20 protein-coding genes, 1 other RNA gene and 1 pseudogene are annotated in these 23369 nt (G+C 42.1%); 8 read left to right on the top strand and 14 right to left on the bottom strand.

Annotated features, from left to right (window positions below; genetic code table 11):
• Window positions 1-59 precede the first annotated feature (59 nt).
• Window positions 60-779: a Bax inhibitor-1/YccA family protein gene (locus Q0890_RS00775; protein WP_058368538.1), complete on the bottom strand. Its 720-nt coding sequence runs from the start codon at window positions 777-779 to the stop codon at window positions 60-62.
• 320 nt (window positions 780-1099) lie between these two features.
• On the opposite strand from Q0890_RS00775, the gene Q0890_RS00770 reads away from it, so the two are divergent.
• Both Q0890_RS00770 and Q0890_RS00765 read left to right on the top strand, forming a co-directional pair.
• Window positions 1100-2104, top strand: coding sequence for an NAD(+) kinase (locus Q0890_RS00770; protein ID WP_299216235.1), 1005 nt, complete (start codon window positions 1100-1102; stop codon window positions 2102-2104).
• 33 nt (window positions 2105-2137) lie between these two features.
• A complete protein-coding gene (locus Q0890_RS00765; RefSeq protein ID WP_299216232.1) occupies window positions 2138-2449 on the top strand; it encodes a DUF1315 family protein in 312 nt (103 codons plus the stop codon).
• A gap of 118 nt (window positions 2450-2567) precedes the next feature.
• On the opposite strand, the gene Q0890_RS00760 is transcribed toward Q0890_RS00765, so the two are convergent.
• The 5 genes and pseudogenes from Q0890_RS00760 to Q0890_RS00740 all read right to left on the bottom strand — a co-directional run bounded on the left by Q0890_RS00760 (window position 2568) and on the right by Q0890_RS00740 (window position 9724).
• Entirely contained in the window at window positions 2568-2942 is a 375-nt protein-coding gene (locus Q0890_RS00760) for a HopJ type III effector protein (RefSeq protein ID WP_299216229.1), read from the bottom strand.
• A gap of 105 nt (window positions 2943-3047) precedes the next feature.
• Window positions 3048-3215, bottom strand: a pseudogene (gene csrA, locus Q0890_RS00755) (carbon storage regulator CsrA); the annotation flags it as partial.
• A 445-nt stretch (window positions 3216-3660) separates the two neighbouring features.
• Complete coding sequence (locus tag Q0890_RS00750) at window positions 3661-4947, bottom strand: aspartate kinase (RefSeq protein WP_299216226.1); 1287 nt, start codon at window positions 4945-4947, stop codon at window positions 3661-3663.
• A gap of 291 nt (window positions 4948-5238) precedes the next feature.
• Complete coding sequence (gene alaS / locus Q0890_RS00745) at window positions 5239-7911, bottom strand: alanine--tRNA ligase (RefSeq protein ID WP_299216222.1); 2673 nt, start codon at window positions 7909-7911, stop codon at window positions 5239-5241.
• Window positions 7912-8089: 178 nt separating this feature from the next.
• Complete coding sequence (locus tag Q0890_RS00740) at window positions 8090-9724, bottom strand: DUF389 domain-containing protein (RefSeq protein ID WP_299216219.1); 1635 nt, start codon at window positions 9722-9724, stop codon at window positions 8090-8092.
• A 325-nt stretch (window positions 9725-10049) separates the two neighbouring features.
• Here Q0890_RS00740 and Q0890_RS00735 point away from each other — a divergent pair, with 325 nt between their 5' ends.
• A complete protein-coding gene (locus Q0890_RS00735; RefSeq protein ID WP_299216216.1) occupies window positions 10050-10268 on the top strand; it encodes a hypothetical protein in 219 nt (72 codons plus the stop codon).
• A 76-nt stretch (window positions 10269-10344) separates the two neighbouring features.
• On the opposite strand, the gene Q0890_RS00730 is transcribed toward Q0890_RS00735, so the two are convergent.
• Together Q0890_RS00730 and Q0890_RS00725 are read right to left on the bottom strand one after the other, a co-directional pair.
• Complete coding sequence (locus Q0890_RS00730) at window positions 10345-11136, bottom strand: aspartate dehydrogenase (protein WP_299216212.1); 792 nt, start codon at window positions 11134-11136, stop codon at window positions 10345-10347.
• 118 nt (window positions 11137-11254) lie between these two features.
• Window positions 11255-12670, bottom strand: coding sequence for a L,D-transpeptidase family protein (locus Q0890_RS00725; protein WP_299216209.1), 1416 nt, complete (start codon window positions 12668-12670; stop codon window positions 11255-11257).
• Window positions 12671-13098: 428 nt separating this feature from the next.
• On the opposite strand from Q0890_RS00725, the gene prmB reads away from it, so the two are divergent.
• From prmB to Q0890_RS00705, 4 genes are all read left to right on the top strand, one after another.
• Complete coding sequence (gene prmB / locus Q0890_RS00720) at window positions 13099-14301, top strand: 50S ribosomal protein L3 N(5)-glutamine methyltransferase (RefSeq protein ID WP_299216206.1); 1203 nt, start codon at window positions 13099-13101, stop codon at window positions 14299-14301.
• A gap of 66 nt (window positions 14302-14367) precedes the next feature.
• Window positions 14368-15471 (top strand): chorismate synthase, encoded by a 1104-nt coding sequence (aroC, locus tag Q0890_RS00715; RefSeq protein ID WP_299216203.1) that lies wholly within the window; start codon window positions 14368-14370, stop codon window positions 15469-15471.
• Between the two features lie 179 nt (window positions 15472-15650).
• Window positions 15651-16322, top strand: coding sequence for a dienelactone hydrolase family protein (locus tag Q0890_RS00710; protein WP_299216200.1), 672 nt, complete (start codon window positions 15651-15653; stop codon window positions 16320-16322).
• A gap of 127 nt (window positions 16323-16449) precedes the next feature.
• Window positions 16450-16914 carry a hypothetical protein gene (locus Q0890_RS00705; RefSeq protein WP_299216197.1) on the top strand — a complete coding sequence of 155 codons (465 nt, stop codon included), beginning with the start codon at window positions 16450-16452 and terminating at the stop codon, window positions 16912-16914.
• A 41-nt stretch (window positions 16915-16955) separates the two neighbouring features.
• Here the strand turns inward: Q0890_RS00705 and ssrA are convergent.
• Both ssrA and Q0890_RS00695 read right to left on the bottom strand, forming a co-directional pair.
• Window positions 16956-17314, bottom strand: a transfer-messenger RNA (tmRNA) gene (ssrA, locus tag Q0890_RS00700).
• A 207-nt stretch (window positions 17315-17521) separates the two neighbouring features.
• A complete protein-coding gene (locus Q0890_RS00695) occupies window positions 17522-18697 on the bottom strand; it encodes an MFS transporter (protein ID WP_299216195.1) in 1176 nt (391 codons plus the stop codon).
• Between the two features lie 227 nt (window positions 18698-18924).
• On the opposite strand from Q0890_RS00695, the gene Q0890_RS00690 reads away from it, so the two are divergent.
• Entirely contained in the window at window positions 18925-20304 is a 1380-nt protein-coding gene (locus Q0890_RS00690; RefSeq protein WP_299216192.1) for a PLP-dependent aminotransferase family protein, read from the top strand.
• A gap of 151 nt (window positions 20305-20455) precedes the next feature.
• On the opposite strand, the gene Q0890_RS00685 is transcribed toward Q0890_RS00690, so the two are convergent.
• From Q0890_RS00685 to rpsF, 4 genes are all read right to left on the bottom strand, one after another.
• Window positions 20456-21751, bottom strand: a complete 1296-nt coding sequence (locus Q0890_RS00685; protein WP_299216189.1) for a questin oxidase family protein — start codon at window positions 21749-21751, stop codon at window positions 20456-20458.
• Window positions 21752-21953: 202 nt separating this feature from the next.
• Window positions 21954-22472, bottom strand: coding sequence for a 50S ribosomal protein L9 (gene rplI / locus Q0890_RS00680; RefSeq protein WP_299216186.1), 519 nt, complete (start codon window positions 22470-22472; stop codon window positions 21954-21956).
• Between the two features lie 25 nt (window positions 22473-22497).
• A complete protein-coding gene (gene rpsR / locus Q0890_RS00675; protein WP_058368567.1) occupies window positions 22498-22725 on the bottom strand; it encodes a 30S ribosomal protein S18 in 228 nt (75 codons plus the stop codon).
• 16 nt (window positions 22726-22741) lie between these two features.
• Window positions 22742-23140, bottom strand: coding sequence for a 30S ribosomal protein S6 (rpsF, locus tag Q0890_RS00670; RefSeq protein ID WP_299216183.1), 399 nt, complete (start codon window positions 23138-23140; stop codon window positions 22742-22744).
• Window positions 23141-23369: the final 229 nt, after the last annotated feature.

Raw genomic sequence — 23369 nt, 5'->3', positions numbered from 1 at the left:
AAACCGCCTGTTATTAAAGGCGGTTTTTTAGCATAATTTTAATGAAACATTACTTTTGGTTAGTCTTGAAGATAACTTAGCAGACGTAGGAACTCGATATACATCCATACTAAAGTCGCTACGATACCTACACTAAAGATCCATTCGTAGTCTTCAGAAACGCCCGCTGCTACTCCGCGCTCGATGTTATCAAAATCCAACAATAGACTAAATGAGGCGATAACGATGACAAACAAGCTAAAGCCAATAGCAATCATCCCGCCATCAAACAAAAACGGTAAGCTTGAGCCAAATAACACAAAACCCCACTGTACCACGTATAAGATCATAATCGCAAAAACTGCTGACATCATAATAGAGCGAAACTTATCCGTGACCTTTACTAGGCCTGAGCGATATAGACCTAACATAACCGCGGCTGTCACAAAGGTTGCACATAACGCAGTCAACGGCACACTTGGATACATACTCATAAATATCATTGAGATGCCGCCCAAGAACAAACCTTCTAGTAAAGCATAAGGAATGGCTAGAGTCTTAGCCATATGAGGCTTAAAAATCATAAAAAACGCTAAACCAACACCTGCAAACATACTAACGATCGCAGTCATATAGATAAAGCTACTAGATAATCCAGCAGCAATTGCATAAAAGAAAAAGCCTAAACCAGAGAGTGCTGACAAGCCTAATAGCATTGTTGTCTTTTGTACCACACCTTTGACGGTCATCGACTTACCGCCGACCGCAAGTTCTGCGCGACTGACAATAGGATTGGCCATACATGTATCCTTAATAAAAAATATAAATAAAATAATACAGATGTCAGTTACTTTAGCAAAACCGTTATTATTGTCAACTGTGTTTGCGTGACACCATGAGAGCATTAACGATAGAGGTTTTATGCGACTGCTAAATCGCTTATTGACTAATATAGACAATACTTTTAAGTAGTCAAAAAAACATCTAAAAAATGCGTACGTTAGTTATTATATGGGGTCGATTATGACAGTTAACAACGATAATTGATAAAACATGCTAGTTTAAACGTTCATTTATCGCTATCATTACTCTGTACTTTACAGTGATACCGAGTCGTTTTATGGAAAACTCAGCGCAGTCAGAAAGATTGCCGCATTTGCACGAATCAGAGCTATTTCATGCTATAAAAAACCCAGCTTTTAGGCGTATTGGTCTGATGGGCCGCGCTGGTAAACGTAGCGTCACCCAAAGCCTTGTTCAAATTGCACAAACCATCAATGATATGGGTTTGATGTTAATTATGGACGTACAAACTGCTAACTTGCCCACTCTAGATTTGACGGAAGTAGAAAAAGTCAAAATCGTCAAGCGTAGTTTGATAGGCGAGATTTGTGATCTTGTCATCGTAGTAGGGGGAGATGGTTCTATTTTACATGCAGCTGAAGCACTAGCGCGCTACCGTGTACCTGTATTGGGTGTCAACCGTGGCCGACTTGGGTTCTTGGCTGATGTAAAGCCTGATGAAGCTGCCTTTAAGCTGCGTCAAGTATTAATGGGTGACTATCAGCTTGACCATCGGTTTTTATTGACCATGGAAATAAGAGAAGGACGCGACATTATCCATGAAGACATGGCGCTTAATGACATTGTTTTACATGCCGGAAAATCGGTACATATGATTGATTTTCAAATGAAAATTGATGGTCAAGATGTTTATCGACAGCATAGCGATGGTTTAATCGCTGCAACGCCGACAGGTTCGACCGCTTATGCCTTGTCAGGTGGCGGCCCTATTATCCATCCTAGTATGGATGCAATATGTCTAGTGCCTATGCATCCACATACGCTATCGAGCAGACCGATTGTAGTCAGTGGCAATAGCGAAGTCTGTATTCGCATTCATGAGGACAATCGTACGCAGCCGATGGTCAGTGCAGACGGCAAAGCGAGCATGCCACTTGAGCAAGAGCAGCGTTTATACATTCGTAAACATCCAGATAAGCTGACTTTGCTGCATCCTCCAGGCTTTGACTTTTATGAAGCTTGCCGTACTAAACTACACTGGAACGTCCACGCTGAAGAATTTAGTCTCGACAGTGATGATGATATTACAGATGACGAGTAAATGTATCTAAAATAATAGTAGAGAGTAGATATAATGGATAAACAAACAATCTTAGCGAGTTTAACCCCAGAGTTGGTTGATAAGTTCCGCGTTGCTATTGAGCTAGGTAAATGGGCTGATGGCACTAAGTTAAATGCTGAACAGCGTGCTACTTGCATGCAGGCAGTCATGATTTGGGAACACGAACATCTAGCACCTGCTGAGCGTACTGGCTTCATTCATAAACCTATAAAAGACGATGGTTCAACCGTTGGAGCTGAGTGTGATGTAGAGCATGAACATCATTATCCTAATATGCCCAATCCTAAAGGGGCGATTCAACCAGTCAAATTTCGCGATAAGTAATGTGATAAATGGAATAGTATTGAAGAACAATGGGTTGAACAATCTGAATCAACTTGATATAAAAAAGCCACGCTATCATCATAGCGTGGCTTTTTTATAGTGGCAGATACTATATAGCTTACAGTGCAGTAGTATCTACGTTTGGACGTAATGTCAGTGGATTTGTTTCCATTAAAAATCCCTGCCAGCCCCAATGTAAAAAATTACGAATGTTAGCATGGTCTGTACCATTCGGCGTAGCTTGTACCTTTTCGTAATGCTCACCGAAAAGCTTTAGGGTATCTAATTGATCTAAGCCATGATGTCTAGCAAAGCCAAAGACTTTTGCACTCCCTTCATTTTCACCAGCATCATTATGCAGTAAGCCATTTACGAATGGCACTGGTGCATAGCGATAAAAATCATCAATAAAGCTGATAACATCATTAAATCCAATGGCTTTTTTGTTCAATCCATTAAGCAAAGCCGATACGTCTGATTGGCGGATACTCATAAGTAAATGACCTCAAAGCAGGTTAAATTAACGATTAAAGTAGTCTTCGTCATCAAATGATGGCGCAAAATTGCCTTGTTCAAGATGTTGCATCTGTGATTGTACTGTACGCTCTTGCTGAATACGCTGATAAATCTCTTCACGATGTACTGCAATATCTTTAGGTGCATTGACACCTATACGTACCTGATTGCCTTTAACGCCCAGAACAGTAACACTGACTTCATCACCGATCATTAACGTCTCGCCCACACGGCGTGTCAAAATTAGCATGCGTCACACTCCTTATGTCGCATTAAAAAATTATTACTCATTACATTACATCTCAATTACAGATCATCACTAAATCGTCATAACATAGAACCTATGTACGACAACCATAAAGTAATATAGGCGCCTTATACGATAAGTAAAGTGTTACACGATAAGCGATGATGATAGGTAGGTTCATTTAGCCCAAATGAGCCCCCATTATAGGTGGCATAACAGATGCTGTCACGGGTTTTCATAAAACTATTAGGTAAACTACAACGTTAATAACGTTAAAATTACAAAAAGGGTATAAAAAGTACCTTCCTAACCAAATACTTATTAGAAACGATAAATAGCTATTTAATTGAAAACCGTCAAAACAATGCTACCAAAATAGGCTTACAGTTTTAACGGTTTCAATAATGACCAACACTAAATCGACGAACCATAGTATTTTACATTGGTTTTATAAACCCGCAATTTTGCTATCGCCGTCTTCACGGTCCAGACCAAAGGCCGTATGTAGTGATTTAACGGCTTTTTCTAAATGTTGATCTTGAATCAAAACCGAAACTTTAATCTCACTAGTCGATATCATTTGAATATTGATATTGTTTTCAGCAAGCGTTTGAAACATAAGGCTAGCGACACCTGCGTGTGAGCGCATACCGACACCAACCAATGACACTTTGACAACTTCACTATTGCCTAGTATCTCTTTTGCACCAATCTCGTCTTTTACCTCATCATTTAGCACTTTCATGGTTTTGTCTAAGTCAGTGCGATTGACGGTAAAAGTAAAATCTGTTGTACCCTGATCCGAAAGATTTTGCACAATCATATCGATCTCAATGTTAGCGCGACCAATCGGGCTTAGGATAGCAGAGGCAATACCAGGATGGTCAGGTACACCGCGTACTACGATTTTTGCTTCGTCTCGGTTGAATGCGATACCTGAGATGATTGCCTGTTCCATATTGTCTCCTTCGTCTATTGTAATTAGGGTGCCGACATTGTCTTGAAAATCTTGATCAAAGCTGCCGTCGGTATTTTCATCAAAGCTAGAGAGTACACGTAAGGGCACACCATACTTACCAGCGAACTCTACAGAGCGAATTTGTAGAATCTTAGAGCCAAGACTGGCCATTTCAAGCATTTCTTCAAAGGTGATCTTTTCAAGCTTTTTGGCTTTTGAGGTCACACGTGGGTCGGTGGTATAGACGCCATCAACATCCGTATAAATTTGACACTCATCCGCGCCTAAGGCAGCTGCAATCGCAACACCTGTAGTGTCAGAGCCGCCGCGTCCTAAGGTAGTAGCATTGCCATACTCGTCGATACCTTGAAAGCCTGCCACGATAACGATATTACCAGCGTCTAGTTGTTCACGTATGTTTTTATCATCAATACTTTCGATACGTGCTTTATTGTGCGCGTTATCCGTTTTGATTGCTACTTGACGACCAGTCATTGAGCGAGCACCCACGCCAAGGTCTTTAATTGCCATGGCTAAGAGTGAGATAGAAACTTGCTCACCAGTTGAGACCATTTGATCATATTCGCGAGGATCTGGTTGGCTACTAATTTGGCGAGCCAGATCAATCAAACGGTTGGTTTCACCGCTCATGGCTGAAACTACAACGACAATCTGATGACCATTATCGTGCCAACGTTTGACGCGCTTTGCGACATTTTTGATACGGTCGATACTGCCCATCGACGTACCACCATACTTTTGCACTATTAAAGCCATAAAATTTACCTATTATTCATCAATGCCTGTCTATAAGTTGCTAGTGTTAACCTGTAATGAGTCTATTTATTCCTATTGCTTGAGGTAAATACTAACAAAGATAAAGCCGGATCATAAAAACTGCTGTGCTATTGATTGTCTTTTTCGTTGGCAGACTGGATTAAGAGCTGACCGCCATACTTTATACCACACTAGCACGCTGATTTTAAGTCGCAACAGCCATTAGATACATGGCGATTGGTTATAACAGTTATAACCAATCAGATAAGTTATAGAACTCTGAGCCTCTTGTTAACCAAGTTGTGACTCAATCCACGCTGGTAGAGCTGTAATAACCGCGCCTATGTTATCGGTCTTGGACGCGCCACCTTGGGCATAATCAGGCTTACCACCGCCTTTACCTCCTAACTCGCCAGCAAGATGACGAACAATGTCACCAGCTTTAATACGAGCAGTGACTGACTTGGCTACGTTGGCCGCTAACGCTAGCTGTCCATCTTTATCACCCACTAAGACGATCACGCTGTCTTGCAGTTTGGACTTAATATCATCCATCAATGGGCGAATCGACTTACCATCAATGCCTTCTACCATACTAATTAATACTGGCGTGCCTGCAATGGTCTGTACATCGTCTAATAAGCTGGCCGCTTGAGCACTGGCCATTTTTTGTTGTAGACGCTCCAGTTGTTTTTCTAAGTCGCGCTGTTTGTCTGCCATGGTCTGTACACGCTGGGCTACTTCAGGACGTTTGACTTTGAGCTGGGAGGCTAAAGTGCTCAGCTGCTGATCATTTTGTTGGATATATTTGATCGCGCCCATACCAGTAACGGCCTCAATCCGGCGAATACCTGCGGCAATGCCAGACTCACTGACAATTTTAAAGACACCGATATCACCGGTACGCTGCACATGAAGGCCGCCACATAGCTCAATAGAGAAAGGCTTACGCTGACCGTCAACGATACTGTCTGTGCCCATGGTTAAGACCCGAACGTCACTGCCATATTTTTCACCAAATAGTGCTACTGCGCCTTTTTGCATGGCTTCATCGATGGGCATATTCTCAATACAAGCAGGTGCGTTAGCTTGTATTTGTTCATTGACTAAACGTTCTACGCGCATGATTTCAGCGCTACTGACGGGCTTGTCATAAGCAAAATCAAAACGTAATACATCGCTTGATACCAGCGAGCCTTTTTGTGCAACCTCATCGCCCAATACCACTTTTAATGCTGCGTGCAATAGGTGCGTGGCAGAATGGTTTTTGGCACTAGCGGCACGAACATCAGAAAGCACGTGTGCGTCCGCCGTTTGCTGCACGCTAACGCGGCCCATATTTACGACACCATAGTGAATGATAGCTTGGCCAGATTTTTTGGTATCTTGTACTTCAAACACCCCTGTTGTCGTACGAATTTCGCCAAGCTCGCCAACCTGTCCGCCGCCCTCAGCATAAAATGGTGTGCGATCAATGATGACGACACCTTCCATTCCTTCATCTAAGTGTTCAGTAGATTTACCGTCTTGGTATAAGGCAATAACATTGACGTTATTTTCTTCTAATTGCTCATAACCGATAAATTCGGTAGGGCTCTCAACTTGAATGACACTACTATAATCAACGTCAAACTTGCCAGCATCACGTGCTCGTGTGCGCTGTGCCTGCATGTGCTCATCAAACTCAGCTTCATCGATCACAATACCACGCTCTCGAGTGATATCAGCGGTTAAGTCAAGCGGGAATCCATAAGTATCATAAAGCTTAAAAGCAGCTTCACCAGAGAGGGTATCGCCGTCTTGTAAGTCGGTAAGCTCGCTGGCAAGCAAACGTAAACCTTGTGCCAGTGTCTTGGCAAATTGAGTTTCTTCTTTTTTGATGGCATTTTCAATCGCACTCTGCTTATCTTTTAGTTCAGGATAAGCTGCTCCCATTTCAGCCACAAGCGGTGCAACCATCTTAAAGAAAAACTCATTTTCTGCACCAAGCTTATTACCATGGCGTACAGCGCGGCGAATGACACGGCGTAACACATATCCGCGACCTTCATTGCTTGGCAGGACACCATCAGCAATCAAAAAGGCAACCGCACGAATGTGATCAGCAATCACTTTGAGCGATGACTGCTGCTCATTTTGGATATCTAAAATAACAGCAGCGGCATCCATCAAGTGCACGAATAAATCAATTTCGTAGTTGCCATGGACGCCTTGCATAATCGCGCTAATACGCTCAAGCCCCATACCAGTATCGACACTAGGTGCAGGTAGTGGCAGCATGGTGCCGTCTTTTTGACGATTAAACTGCATAAACACGCAGTTCCAAATTTCAATAAAGCGGTCGCCATCTTCTTCAGGTGTACCTGGTAGTCCACCTTCAATCTCAGGACCATGATCGTAAAAGACTTCGGTACAAGGGCCACAAGGACCAGTATCACCCATCGTCCAAAAGTTGTCAGACGCGTAAGGTGCGCCTTTATTATCACCGATACGAATGATGCGATCGCTGGGAATGCCAATGTCTTTATTCCAGATATCAAAGGCTTCGTCATCAGTTTCGTAAATGGTCACATACAAGCGATCTTTATCTATCCCAAGCCATTCATCAGATGTCAAAAACTCCCAAATATAAGCAATACCTGCTTGCTTGAAGTAATCACCAAATGAAAAGTTACCTAGCATCTCAAAAAACGTATGATGGCGCGCGGTATAGCCAACATTATCCAAATCGTTGTGCTTACCACCTGCACGGACACATTTTTGTGAAGATACTGCCCGTGTGTAGTCACGTGGCTCCATACCCAAAAACGTCTCTTTAAACTGGTTCATACCGGCATTGGTAAACAGCAGTGTGGGATCATTATGCGGGATGAGACTCGATGAAGACACAACGGTATGCTGCTTGCTCACAAAAAAATCTAGAAAAGCTTGGCGAATATCGGCTGAGCGAAATGGCTGACTCACAGCGGCTCCTTACTGACGAATAGAGATAAATAAAAAGGACAAAATAAAGAAAATAATTTTGCAAGCGATTTTAGCACAAACATATAAGGTGTGTTGAAGATTCACAAATAGACGTGTGGTAAACATCAGTCACCTTTGTATGCCACCCTTATAAGTATGGATAGGTTTGGTATTAACATTACTTAGTCAAAATCGCAGCATCCGTTTCGTCAAGTCTATTTTGGATAAAAGGATCAGATTCGATTATTTTTATAGGCAGATAACGCAGTTGTAACTTGATAGGCAAATAATCAGGAAAGTTATCCGCCATATCTTGGGTAATAACCGCTTCAATATTTTGTACATCAAAAGAGGTCGGACTTTTTTCACCACGGATGACCGCACGTACATTTTGATAACCATCAGCTTTTACAAATTGCATGTTGGTTAATACGTTACCTTTATCTATAAAATGGCTGTTTATAGCGTCCTTGACGTTATTTTCAAAAGTTTGCTGTTTGGCGCTGACGTTTAAGTTAACGGTCAAATAGCCCCCTAATCCGACTAGCAGTAATAGAGCGATAGCATTACGGCGAAAAAACGTTATATAAGTGTTTGATTTATAGTCATCATCGACCAAACGACGAAAGCCCAAAAACCAAAGCACCATCGCATTCGTAAATTGAATGGCAATAATGTTGGTCAAAGCAAGTAAGGCTGCACCAAAACCTAACGTAGTCTCTCCGTAGGCAAACAAAATACCACTTGCCGCAAGAGGCGGTACAAGGGCAGTCGCAACCGCAACACCAACCACTGCGACAGACAGATGCGGTGAGACCATTGCGTAAGCACCAGCAGTGCCGCCAGCGAGTGCAATCATTAAGTCCATTGAAGTTGGCTGCGTACGTGAGAGAATCTCAGAGGAAAGTGGTTGGCCTTGATGCATATAGCCAACAATAAAACCTACCAGAATAACTAAAGAGACACCAGCTACAACGGTGAATAGCGTTCTGCGCAGTAGCGGCATGCGATAGTCAATGATAGCCAATGCAACACCAGTAATAGGTCCTAACATCATAGCGACTAACATTGCACCAATAACAACTGCCGCAGAATTGGTTATCAATCCATAACTGGCAATGATGGCAGAGAGAGTATTCATCATAAAATACATTTTGCTGGGTAGGGCATTGGCCTCGATAGTGAGCCGCACCTTTGGATAGTCTACCTTTTGATTGCTAAATTGCTCCGCTATAAATTGCTTATAAGACTCAAGTTTTGCTTCCTTTTCTTCTTTGACTTTATCGACTTTGTCATCGTCTGTTAAATGGTTTTCTGTGTCATTCACACTTTCTTCGTTTTCATCCTCGCTTTGATGTGGTTCAACATTGCCGTCAACATCATCGTTCAACGCCGAATTTGGCACAGGTGGTGATGAGTTATTATTGGGTTCTGCTGGCATTGTAGGAGGCGTTTGAGACGAAGAAGTATTTTCTGATTCGGTAGTGCGGTGGTGGTTGTTATCTTTATCATCAGCTTGTGCTGCCGCAGTTTCTGATTGAGGTGAGATATTTTCGACAGAGGCGATAACGACATCTGGACTGGGTGAAGTCATCGTTATCTCAGGGTCGGAATGTTGAGCCTCTGCTTCTATTTCATTTGCTTGTTGCCCGTCTTCTTCAACCAAACGGTTACTGTCTAATACATAGTCCGATGGATCTTGCTTTTTTACCTCAGTAGCATTGATACTGTTAGCGTTGGTACTGTCTTGAAAGTTGGATGTGTCCTTTTTTAAAGAGGCAGGTTCAGAAGAGTCGTTGATCGATGATGTCATGGCATTGTGGCTTTACAAGTCAAATAAGAGAGGAGTGCTATTGTAATGATAAAACATGAAGAGCGTAATAATTTTTTAGTTAACAGACGCTATGATGAGAAATAGTAGATGACAGATTGTTAGAGCCGTATTATTAAGAAGTGATGAAGAAAATAAGAAGGATTAAAGTAAATATATGAATTGACAAGTAATCCCTTATGTTAGCATGGTTTTTTGGAGAAGTCAGTCGATATGTATGCCCTGTGAGTATATGCTAAAAGCTTACTATTAGTGTGGATTTGACGTATAAAGGTGTTATACCCACACAATTTATGAGGATTAAGCGATGAACTGGACACTATTTTCTATGATCTATTCAATGACGGCAACAGTCATCACTGGCGTACTTATAATCGCAGCATTGGTAACAGGATTCAATGAAATACCGCACATTAAGATTGCTGTAGTGATTGGTATCTTAATCTCAATACCAGTCGGATTGTTCTTCACCAAAAAAATAGGCAGCATCACTGGTGAAGAAAATAACGACGGTCAGCGAGTATAATGTTTGAGCTATTCGAGGTTTATAAAACTTGAAATACTTGGAGTTTTCGACCATATAACCTCGCTTCATTGATGCTTTATATTTGTAGAGCTTGATCAATCTGATGACACAAACGTAAAGCACTAAATGCAGCTAAGCTTGAGGTTTTGGGATTTTCAGCTAATGGTAGTCCAGTTATGCTAATTTCAAGCTTACCAAATATGCCTTCAGCTATTATATGATGAATGTTGTGGGAAAGCGTGGGATCGGCGATCAACTCTACTTGTGTCTCATCTAAGCCAACCCCTGCTAAAGCAATGGTTGCGGCGACATTAGAATTGGCAGGAAATAAAGTCGCAGCCTCTCTAGCAGTACCTGTAAAGAATACGGTCGCTTTTTTTAAAGAGTCGTAATCAATAAGCTTGTCAGCATAACTGCCTTTCCAACTCGAAGGGCTTTTTCTACCTTGATAAATAACTTTACTAAGTCCGGCCAAGCTTGCAGCATTGATACCATCTATACCTGCTACCGCTCCTGCTAAGATATGAATTTTTACCCCATGTCTTTTTGCAGCATCATGTAGCGAAATCGCAAATTTTTCATCAGTAAAAGCGCCCACTGAGACAATCCCAAGAGGTATGTTTCTCTCTAAGATTTTGATACCGTGCTCTTTGAGCCCATCTTGTCCCGCCATCTCAATAGCGATATCAGGAACTTCTAGTAAGTCGTCTACAGAAGTAATCACATTTATAGATTCGCCCATCTCTATTGTTAAATGATTTGCGCTCCTTGGACTGGCTAATACAGTCGATAATTTGACATTTTTAGGTAGCATCTCGTGCACCTTTCTTGCCATCGATCCATAACCTATGAACATCACTGTCTTCATATTTGATCCCTATAATTTACGAATAAAAATCTATCAGTAAACGAAAAAAGACCTTTAAAATAAAGGTCTTTTTAAAATGAACGATAAATATATCAATAAAGTATTATCGAGTCGGCTACTACTTAAGCTCGACTGTCGCGCCATTTTCGATATTGGCGTAAACTTCTAATACATCCCAGTTGGTTAGACGGACACAACCTGCTGATGCTTGGCGACTGATACCTTCAGGTTTGGGTGAACCGTGAATACCATAAGAGGGCTTTGATAAACCCATCCAGACGACACCAACGGGGTTATTTGGCCCTGGTGGTAACATATGTACTTTTTTGTCGCCACCTTCACCGACAGTGGCTTTATACCAAGGCATCTTAACTCTATTAATAATCTTAAAGGTACCTTGAGGTGAAGGAGTGGCATCGCTACCAATCGTCGTTGGATAAGTAGCAACCAGCTTATCATCATTATAAGCATATAGTGTTTTGCTTGCTTTATCAGCAACCACGCGATTAATACGCTCATTGAGCGGCTTACGTGTGTTAAGTACGGTAATGGTTTCACCCGCTCGATAGTTTTTATTTTTATTTAACTTATCAAGGTAGCGTATGTCCATATGAAAGCGCTCAGCAAGCATCTCTTTAATGTCTTGATAATACAAACCTTTCACTTTTGACTTGGCCTCCGAGCCTGAAGGCGTAGTCAAAAAGTTGGTTTTGATATCATCTTCAGTCAACGTATACGTGACTAAAACAGGCTTATTGGCAGGGATATTCTTAGTCAATGCATCCCATGTTTTTTGGTCCATCGTACCAGTCGCTGGTAATCCTTTCATCGTTTGAAAGTTGATTAACGCCTTTTTACTATTCATGCCCCAACCACCATCGATTGGACCAGGAGAGGCATAGTTCCAGTCAAGCAAAGCCTGCATTTTGATAGTCATCGCTGAATTGACATTCATATTCGGCGACCATGTGGCATTGTTTACTTGCTTGGCATAATTTGACAAATTAAGCGTGGTATATCTTTTACCATCTTTATCTTCGATATTTTTGATCGCAGGATCAGTGTTGAAATCTAGACTCTTTTCATATTGAGGCATCTCAAAAGATGAAGGATCTGTTGCGTCTATAGATGAGGCGTCACTAGGACCCGCCACAGCTTGGCCTTCACTAATATCGTCAGTACGATCAGATTGTTCATCCTTACGCGTCAGCTCAGCTGCGCTCATATTGTCTGCAGCGACTGGCTCTGATGCTGACTGTATTCTGTTATCTTGCTTGGTGTCGATCAGATCACTCATACTGTCAGTGGTCTTAGGCTTGATGCTAGGCGTAGCAACTGTGTTATTGTTATCAATTGATGTGCTACGACTTTCTTGTACATCAAGGCTTGCCAATACAGCAATACCAGGTAATTTGTCAACCGTACGTGCTGGCGTTGTACGCGTATTATCGGTTGCAGCAACGGCACTGAGACTCATACTAGCGCTAATGATAGCGATAGACATAGAAGCAATAAGAGGTTTTATTTTCATCATATTTGACCATAGTAGGTTATTACAATGGAGCTATTATGCGCACAATTAAGATTCTAAGCAAACTTTTGATACATCTTTTTGTGCCTGTAGAGTGCTAAGCGTCAACAGCTGACGTATGACATACAATATAGTTATATTTGGCTGATATTTTGGCTGGTATGTTGCCCAAACTGTTTGATTAGCAAGTTTTTAGTAAGATTATCTTTTTATAAAAAATTTTAAAAAACGAATAAATGCTGGTCAATTACTAAATAATGATCAATTAATTTTATTGCTATAGATAGCTGTAAACTCTTACTTTAAGGTTTTATTGCAGTAAGATTTATAGTCATTGGCGCTATATAGCGTTTACGTCTATAATGCATGCACAGCGTTTTATTTAATCCACTATCATGTGACTAACGAGCATGTAATCAACAAGGTGCGATATGTCAGAACACCAGACTATGAGTGCAGAAGAGTTTCAAAACCAATATTCTAATGATCAAGCGTCTCAACATTTTGAGCAGAATCTACAAGATGGGTTGGATACAGATGAAACGGATCTAATCACTGAAGAAGATCAATTTGCAAACTTACATAGCGAGCTTGAAGAGGCGCGTGAACAATTATCTAGCATACGTGATTTCATTCGTTTTTCAGTCACTCAACTACGCAATTATGATGTGGTTGTGGCACAAGGTACTACTGATGAGTTTGCTGAAGCGTCAGCGATTGTTTTGCATTCTCTGTCTTTAGATTGGGCCGCCAACGAGCAAATACTTGATTGCCGTTTGACGACGTCAGAAAAACAGCAGGTGTTAAGCTTATTAGAAGAGCGTATCGCTGAACGAAAACCGCTGAGTTACCTAATCAATTTGGCCTATTTTTGTGATCTGCCTTTTTATGTCGATGAACGCGTTCTTATTCCGCGCTCGCCCATAGCGGAGTTAATCCGCCAGCAGTTTCACCCATATTTTGATGTCAATGAGCTTGCAAAGCCTCTAGGTGCAACTGTCAATGGTCAACCGGCTGTCAATGGTCAACCGGCTGTGTTTTATGATCATGGGCTTGATATGAAACAATTGTCACAACCAGAGCGTATTTTAGATCTATGCACTGGGTCTGGTTGTATTGCTATTGCACTGGCGACACGTTTTGTCGATGCCTTAGTCGATGCGGTTGATATTGACAAAGGCGCGTTAGAAGTGGCGATGGTCAACGTTGATCACCATGATCTTGGACATCAAGTCAATGTCATTGAATCAGATCTATTTGCGAAGATTCCAGCTGAAAATCAATATGAGCTTATTGTGACCAATCCTCCTTATGTTGATGCTGCTATCATGGCCGACTTACCGCCTGAGTTTTTGTATGAGCCTGAGCAAGCACTGGCTGCTGGACAAGATGGACTGGATTTGGTGCATCGTATTTTATTTGAAGCGCCAGAATATCTAAGTCCTGAAGGCTTGTTAGTGTGTGAAGTGGGTGATAGTGAGTGGGCGCTTAGACAAGCTTATCCAGACATTCAGTTTGACTGGCTAAAATTTGCACTCGGTGGTCATGGTATTTTTGCGATTACTTTTGATGAGCTAATGGCGCATCGTGAATTGTTCGCACATTACGTACAGTTATTGGACAAGAGTCAATAACGAATCAGCGCTTTTGATCCACTAGTAAATACATATAAACAGATTTTTATGGGTTTAGGGACAGTTATGGCAGGTAATAGTATTGGTCAGGTTTTCACCGTCACCACTTGCGGTGAGTCACATGGTGCAGGTTTGTTGGCTATCGTTGATGGCGTCCCTCCAGGTTTAGCATTATCTGCAGAAGATTTACAGGTAGATTTAGACCGCCGGAAACCAGGCACCTCTAAGTATTCAACCCAGCGCCGTGAGTCTGATGAAGTTGAAATTATCTCCGGTGTGTTTGAAGGTAAAACCACGGGTACGTCCATCGGTCTGCTTATTCGTAATACCAATCAAAAATCAAAAGACTATAGTGAGATTAAAGATACTTTTCGTCCTGGTCATGCTGATTATACTTATAGTATGAAGTATGGCTTTCGCGACTATCGCGGCGGCGGTCGCTCATCAGCCCGGGAGACAGCGATGCGAGTCGCGGCTGGTGCTATCGCTAAGAAGTATCTCCAAGAGCGCTTGGGTGTGCAAATCCGTGGTCATGTCACCCAAATAGGTAATGAATATAGTAACGTCACAGACCCTAGCCAAATTGACTGGGACTTTGTGAATAGTAATCCGTTCTTCACTGCTGACAAAGAGGCGGTTGGTCGCTTTGAGACATTAATAGACAACCTACGCCGAGAGGGTACTAGCTGCGGGGCGAAGTTGGAAGTTATTGCCAGTGGTGTACCAGTCGGACTTGGTGAGCCAGTATTCGATCGCTTAGACGCTGATATTGCCCACGCAATGATGAGTATCAATGCGGTAAAAGGGGTAGAGATTGGTGATGGTATGGCTGTTGCTGGACAGTTTGGGCATAGCTCTCGTGATGAGCTGACCCCAGATGGCTTCACTGCCAATCATGCTGGCGGTATCTTAGGTGGTATCTCGTCGGGTCAGAATATCAGCGTCAGTATCGCGCTTAAACCGACTTCTAGCATTACTACCCCTGGTAAGAGCATAAATACAGAAGGCGAAGCAATTGATATGCTAACTAAAGGTCGTCATGACCCTTGCGTTGGGGTGCGTGCAACGCCCATTGCAGAGGCCATGCTAGCGATTGTCTTACTCGATCATTATCTGCGTCATCGTGGTCAAAACGGGGATGTTGAGCCACCGGTAGAATCAATTACTTAAAACCGCATTCAAAGCGTTATCAGCCTTTTGTTGATTCTAGTCTTATCTAATTAGAAACAATCAAAGGCTTTTTTTGTGCGGAACTAAAAAATAAAGAACAAAATCTACTAAAAAAACCAGTTCTATAGAAAGCATAAATTGTTTATATCCATAATTTTATTCAAAGGAACCTAAAGAATATGAGTAATTATTTAGATGCGGTCATTGTTGAACATAACCCATCACAAAAGAATATAGACAGAGCAGTGATTTGGCTGCATGGCTTGGGCGCTAGCGGCAATGACTTTGAGCCAGTGGTACCGCAGTTAGGCTTAGCGAATGATATGGCCGTACGCTTTATCTTTCCACATGCGCCTAAACGCCCAGTGACAGTAAACGGTGGTATGGTGATGCCAGCATGGTATGATATTTTAGAGATGAGTCTTGAGCGTAAAGTCGATTTGGCTCAGATAGAGACCTCTTCTCAGCAAATCCATGACTTGATTTGTCGTGAGATTGAACGTGGCGTCAAACCTGAACATATCGTTATCGCAGGATTTTCGCAGGGCGGGGCAGTGGCTTATCATGTCGCGCTTGGCTATCCTGAGCGGCTGGCGGGATTGATGACCTTATCTACGTATTTGGCAACCGATGATCACATTGACTATAGCACTGCTAATAAAGAGTTACCGATATTGATCGAACACGGTACTCACGATCCAGTCGTTCCTGTAATTTTGGGTCAGCAAGCACAGCAATTGTTATCAGACAAGGGATATGACGTTGAATATAATACTTATCCAATGGCGCATCAGGTCTGTATGCCGCAAATACAAAATATTGGTAAATGGCTAAATGAAGTCTTGGCTTGAAGGCCAAAAAACAACAAAATATCAAAGCCAGTCAGGTAATTTGACTGGCTTTTTTATGGCAATTGTTATCAATTACTGGCCGGCTACTGTATATGTATATAGGAGAATGTAACTATAGGAGTACGTCATGCAAGCCACTTATTTGGCGTTTTACATTGCAGAAAAAGGAAAGTTATTAGACCATATTATTAGTACAATCGATGGTTCTCCCTATAGTCATTGTGAGCTTGTGATTAATGAATTGGGCGAGCAACGTTACGATTGTATTAGCTCAAGTCATCGCGATGGCGGACTGCGGCGTAAGACGATTTATATGGAGCCTAGCCACTGGGTGTTGATTCCAGTTATGTGTGATATTGACTATGCCATACGTTGGTTCAACAAACGTAAAAGCTTTAAATACGACTATTTGGCTTTGATTAGAACTATAATTCCAGGGTTTTATAATCCTGAGTACCGATTGTTCTGTTCTGAAGCATGCGCTGATATGTTAGAGCTGGTCGATCCAGCAAGTTATGGTCTTAAAAAGCTCTATCGATGGGCAGTGGATAATCAACCTCTAAGATCAAAACCTATCAAAATTATGTCATAAAAAAGCCAACCACCTAAGTGATTGACTTAATTTAATATATTTGGTGGAGATGGCGGGAGTTGAACCCGCGTCCGCCAGCATTACGCTCATGACTCTACATGTTTAGATTCTGTCTTTGATTTTAGTCCGCACCGATCCGACAGGCAGGATGGATTGGACGATTCTCTACTTTTGAACCCAAGCGATTGAGACAATCCCTTGTGGCGAACCTATATACGGACGCTTCAACTGGGCTGGTCAACTATAGGTAATCGGCAGCGCAGTAAGCAGGGTTTAAGCTGCTAGAGCGTAAGTTTCGTCGTTTGCGACTATAACAATATATGTTTGATTTACGAGAGGACATACACTCTCGACATGCATCATTGAGTTTCATCACCAGCGTCGAAGCCAGAACATCCCCAATAGAACGACGTATTATAATAGATAATGGTATTTTTGGCAATAGGATCATATAGCGACATTACACTTAATAACATGATATAGTGTTAAATGTTATAACAATTAGTAATTTTAACTATATTAGCTTGATTGACCCGATTATTCGTTCCTAGGTTTATTATATGGGGCGTTTTTGCGCTAAATAAAGTAATAATAACTATTCTAACAATTAATTATGGCTTATATGATCTAATGTGCCATCGGGCTTTAGCATAGAATGACTGCCAAGCAATATGAGCGCGCTAAGTATTAAAAATAACCCGAAAGCATAAAACGCGATAGTAGTACCATACTGATCAACAATTAAACCCGTAAAAATGACAGGCACACTAAACCCCATATAAGCCATCAAAAAATAGCCGGCACTAGCGCGCGCTTGCTCATTGCCAGCAGAGCGCGTCACCCCTGATAGTCCGCCTAAATAGACAAATCCATAACAGCTGCTACTGGCTAAAAAAGCGGCTAAAAGTATCGCTGGTAAATTGGCATGCAGCGCGCCCCAAGCAAGCAGCGCATACGCGGGAAGTAAAATTAAAATGCCCAGCTTACTTGATGTTTGTGGGTCGAGTTTTTGAGCCATAGGCTGAAATAATAATCCGCAACTAATAGCCAGCATAGAGGAAATCCCAGCATATTTAGCCAGTCCATGCGTGGCTAGCACTGATGGGATAATCGACAACACCAATCCAGTGGTTGCCCAACAAATTAAAATACCGCCGCCATACCAAATCACCTCTTTATTAAAATAAGGCAGCTTGAGCATTGATTTAATTGTATTGGCGCGCTTAGGCGCGGTCTCTGGTAATTGCCAAACTAAAAAGATCGATAATAGCGCGCTTGCTAGTAATATAAAAAAGCTGGCAGGCTGCTGAGTCTCATAAACCATTAACGATACCGTCGTTAATGCAGGGCCAAGACCGAAGCCTATGGTCGTGCTGGCAGTTACCCAAGTGGTCGCTCGCGCCGTATCGGATGCGCCAATCAGTTCAATCATATAGGCGGTCGCCGTCGCCGCCATTAATGCGGTGCCAACGCCTAGCATAAATCGTGCTACTGCTAACGCTCGTGTATAAGGGTAGACCATCATCAAAGCCGTTGCCGCTATCGATAAACCTAAAGAGATTAAAATCGTCTTTTTTCGTCCAATCCTATCTGAGAGCCCACCAAAAGCTAATAATACCGGTATTACACCTAATACATAAAAAGAGAATGCGACTGTGGTTGCTAAGACGCCATAGCCATCATTACTGGCATAAAGTGCATAAAGTGGTCCTTGGATATTGACGCTGGTTGTGATCACGCACAGAGCAAATGCCAAATATGTATTATATTTTTTATTCGTCATATATAACCGCTTGTTGAAAGTATCATTGAATTATTGATGTTCACTGTCGTCACAATCAGAGTACTGCCACTAACATCACATCATTTACGGTCAATAATTAAAACAGAAGTGCATTAGGATATCTAGAGACAATCCAGTACAATTGGACAGAACTGTTTGGTGTATAAAACCCATACAGTTTTCTATCAGAATGATATATTCGTTTGTTCATGGATTCATTTAAAAATATGAAGCAGCAATTAACCCGAATTGAGATGGTTATGGCTGATGTGAAAGAAAAGATAGCCACCGTTACTTATATGCCCGGATCGCGCTTGCCATCGGTACGAGCGGCGGCAAATAGCTATGGATTTTCGCCATCAACTATAATGGAAGCCTATGAGCGTTTGCAAATTGAGGGCGTTATTTACTCGCGTCCCGGTGCTGGTTTTTATGTTGCAGAATCAATAGCGCCGTTATCATTAACAGAGTCTGGACACAATCTTGATCGCACGATAGATCCGCTCTGGGTGTCGCGCCAATCGCTTGAGCCCTCCAATAACGTATTAAAGCCGGGCTGCGGCTGGCTGCCGCCAGAGTGGTTGTTTGAGGAGGGTATGCGTCGCGGTCTACGACATGTGGCAAGAGGCGACGCTACTGTTATTAGCGAGTATGCAACGCCTCTAGGGTTACCCCCATTACGCCAATTGTTGACACGGCGAATGGCAGGACTGGGCATCGATGCTCAGCCATCACAAGTGGTATTGACAGAGTCTGGCACGCAAGCGATAGATTTGATTTTACGTTTTTTATTGACCGCAGGCGATACCGTAGTAGTGGATGATCCCTGCTACTTTAATTTTCGGGCGCTATTGCGCGCCCATAGAGTCAAAGTCATTGGCGTTCCTTATACGCCAAATGGTCCAGATGCAGAAGCCTTTGTAGCGACTTTAAATAAGCACAAACCGCGGCTATATATTACCAACGCTGCCATTCATAATCCTACTGGCGCAACTTTATCACCATCTACAGCTTACCAAGTATTGCAATTGGCACAAGCTGCTGGCTTATATATTATTGAAGACGATATCTTTGCTGACTTTGAAGTTAAACCTGCGCCACGGCTAGCGGCATTAGACGGTTTGTCACGTGTGTTTTATATTGGTAGTTTTTCTAAAACCTTATCGGCGTCCTTGCGCTGTGGTTATATAGCTGCGCCAAATGAGTGGGTTGAGAGTTTGCTTGATCTAAAAGTAGCGACGGGCTTTGGTGGCGATCAACTGGCAGCAGCCGTTGTGTTATCAGCACTCACGGATAGCGGTTATCGTAAACATATGAATACCATTCATACGCGGCTTGCACGCGCGCGCAATCAAACCTTACCTAAACTAGCAAAACTTGGTATTGTCCCGTGGCTGATACCGCAAGCTGGCATGTTTTTGTGGTGCAGATTGCCTGATAATAATAGTGCGACTCAATTGGCAAATAATTGTTTGTCTCAAGGCGTGGTCTTAGCGCCCGGCAATGCCTTTAGCCAATCAAAAAATGCGGAAAACTTTATGCGCTTTAACGTGGCGCAGGCTGCAGATGCTAGAATTTATGAGGTCTTGGCAGACGCTTTAAACTAATTTGATTCCGTGTGTGTTAAAGTTTTAGCACAGCATAATAATTGCTCAAAATTTATAGGAAATGGTATTTATATTTGGTAGAGATGACGGGAGTTGAACCCGCGTCTTATACATAAAATTAGACGTATTTATCGTTTCTACCTCTTTCTTCTCAATCTTTAGAAGACGGATTGCTAAACCATAAATTCTCATGCAACTTACCATCTTTATGAGGCGTGGCAATATTAAGCGCGGTTTTAGCGAATATATCACGCGATGCCTTTGAAAAAGCCTGCCATTCAGCCCAGCGCTTTAGCACATAAACGGTCTTAGGTACATGCTCATCGAGACTATCGGTTGTCGATTGCAAGATCTGTAGCCACCAAGCTTTGTCATCATCACTTAGTTGATGGTTATTAGATGTATTTTTATCTGCTTGCCATCTTTTAATAATAGCTAGCATGTTTTTACGGTTAGGGCGGTTTTGAATGATGAACGTTGCCACCAAGGCGCGAAACCAATAACCCAATGCATTGCGCTGTGCAGTTTCATCAAGATGGGGTAGTACGCATAAAACGCTGTGCAAACTGGTTAATCCATGAATGATAAAAAATTCATTATCACTACCGTACACCATGCTTGCTGCCATCACGGTTAGCGCTTCGATAGAGTGAGTCAAATTATTGCCAGTCTCAGGTAGCTTTAGTACAACCTTATCATTAAGAAACTGTGCCATTGGCTCATTAGGGTTATCGAAGGTAATTAAACGCTGCTGGAAGCCGCCTCTATTCAATTGCTTATAATCTTCAGTTTGACTCAGCTGATCAGCTCTTTTGGTTAATTGAGATAGGCTATCGTCAGCTAAAATTTGTTCAAGCGTGTCAATAGGGTGCGGCGCATCAGGTGACCATAATTGATGTCGACTATGGTGAGTGCCTGTCGCTAATGGTTGAAAGGCAGTTGCCATATAAGCCAGTCCTTCCGCTGCCATATTCTCGGACTCAACATCGACCGCCCAACCAGTATGGATAACAGCATGCAGCGCCGCCCCTGCCATACCTGCTGATAGCGTAGGGTAGTAGCGCTTTAAACAAGCACATAGTCCTAACTTTGCTATTTTCTTATCGAAAAAATCACGATAGGCTTCAAATGCGATACGCGTAGACTGTATATTGTATAGCCAATTGACATCCGTTATCGCTGTGTAGTCAAGCGCATTTTGGCGCGGCGGTACAAGCATTTCAGGCCCTTTTGCCGTACTTGTAGCACCTTTATCTATGATATTGTTGATATATACGTCTTGCCACCATTGCATTTTATTTTGACTGACGCCTGCAGCATCAAGCGCAATCCAATTATGGGTAATATGATTGGACAGATAGTCGTCATATTCAATATGCCAGTTTCGGCCACGTTTAAGCCAATCGTGTAACTGCTTTGAATAATTTGGCTTTGAATAATATGTCATATGAACGTCTCAGTGCTTAGATCTATTTAGAGTAATGATTTATAAGATATAAGTTATACCATACTACGATAAGAACCAAACTGCTAAAGATTGTTCGTTATGATGGAGATGGCGGGAGTTGAACCCGCGTCTCCTAAACAAAAAAAGAGCCAGCAACTTAAAGTCACTGGCTCTTTTTGATCTAAACGAGATATTCTAAAATTTACTCTTCAGAATAATCTTCGTTCTCGTCTTGTGTCTCATCATCTTCTACTGCAGTGTTTTCTTCATCACCATCTTCAGAAAGAATGGTTACTAAAATACTAGCAGTAACGTCATGATGTAGCTGAATATCAACATTATATTCGCCAACTTGACGCAGAGTGCCTTCAGGCAGCTTGATTTCAGCACGGTCAACTTCTAGACCTGAGTTAGTCAATGCTTCAGCAATATCGCGAGTACCGATAGAGCCAAATAGCTTGCCTTCGTCACCAGATTTTGCACGCATGATCACATTAACGTCAGTTAGTGCATCAGCACGCTCTTGAGCAACAGCAATCTCTTTTGCTTCTTCAGCTTCAAGCTCAGCACGACGTGCTTCGAACTTTTCAATATTAGCTTTAGTAGCAGGTAGTGCTTTGCCCTGAGGGATAAGAAAGTTACGTCCGTAACCTGGTTTTACATCGACAGTTTCACCGAGTTTACCAAGGTTGACGATACGCTGTAACAAAATAATTTGCATGAGTCATTCCTAGTTAACGGTTAAATTACTGATGGTTGTCAGTATACGGAAGTAGCGATAAATAGCGAGCCTGCTTGATAGCAGTGGCTAGTTGACGCTGATATTTAGTAGATGTACCGGTAATACGGCTAGGTACAATCTTGCCATTGTCACTGATATACTGTTTTAGCAACTCAACATCTTTATAGTCAATGTGAGTGATGCCTTCAGCAGTGAAACGGCAGAATTTGCGACGGCGATAGAAACGTGCCATAAGTATTCTCCTTTAATTAGTCTTCACTGTTGTCGTCGTTATCGTTTTCACGACTGTCTGGACGACGAGTCGTTGCTTTACGTGCACGTTTTTCATCGGCATTTTTAGCTAACTGTGACTCTTCAGTGATAGCATCGTCACGGCGCATAACTAGGCTACGAATGATCGCGTCGTTATAACGGAATAACTCTTCAAGCTCAGCCAAAGTCTCACCGTCAGTTTCGATATTGAAAAGAACGTAATGAGCTTTGTGAATCTTGTTTATTGGGTAAGCCAGTTGACGACGGCCCCAATCTTCTAAACGATGGATAACACCACCGTTGTCTTGAACCAACTTAATATAGCGTTCAACCATGCCGACCACTTGGTCGCTTTGGTCTGGGTGTACGATTAACACCAGCTCGTAATGTCTCATTTGAACTCCTTACGGATTAGTAGCTATTAACCCTATGTTAATAGCAAGGAGATTTATAAGGTAAGCTGCCTCTCAAACAAATCATTAAAGAAAAGTTGAAAATAAGCTTAGGATATAAAGCGCCGTATTATAGCAGTAGTCGAGTCTTAACACAAAGGTTAATACTGTTGTCTGCCGATAAATAAAAAAGCAACGACTAAGCGCTGCTTTTAGTGAGTTTATATAGTTT

It is taken from the genome of uncultured Psychrobacter sp., from assembly GCF_947488565.1.
GTDB classification, from domain to species: Bacteria; Pseudomonadota; Gammaproteobacteria; order Pseudomonadales; family Moraxellaceae; genus Psychrobacter; species Psychrobacter saeujeotis.
The sequence above is the reverse complement of the archived record's forward strand: the minus strand, read 5'-3'. Positions and strand labels throughout refer to the sequence as shown.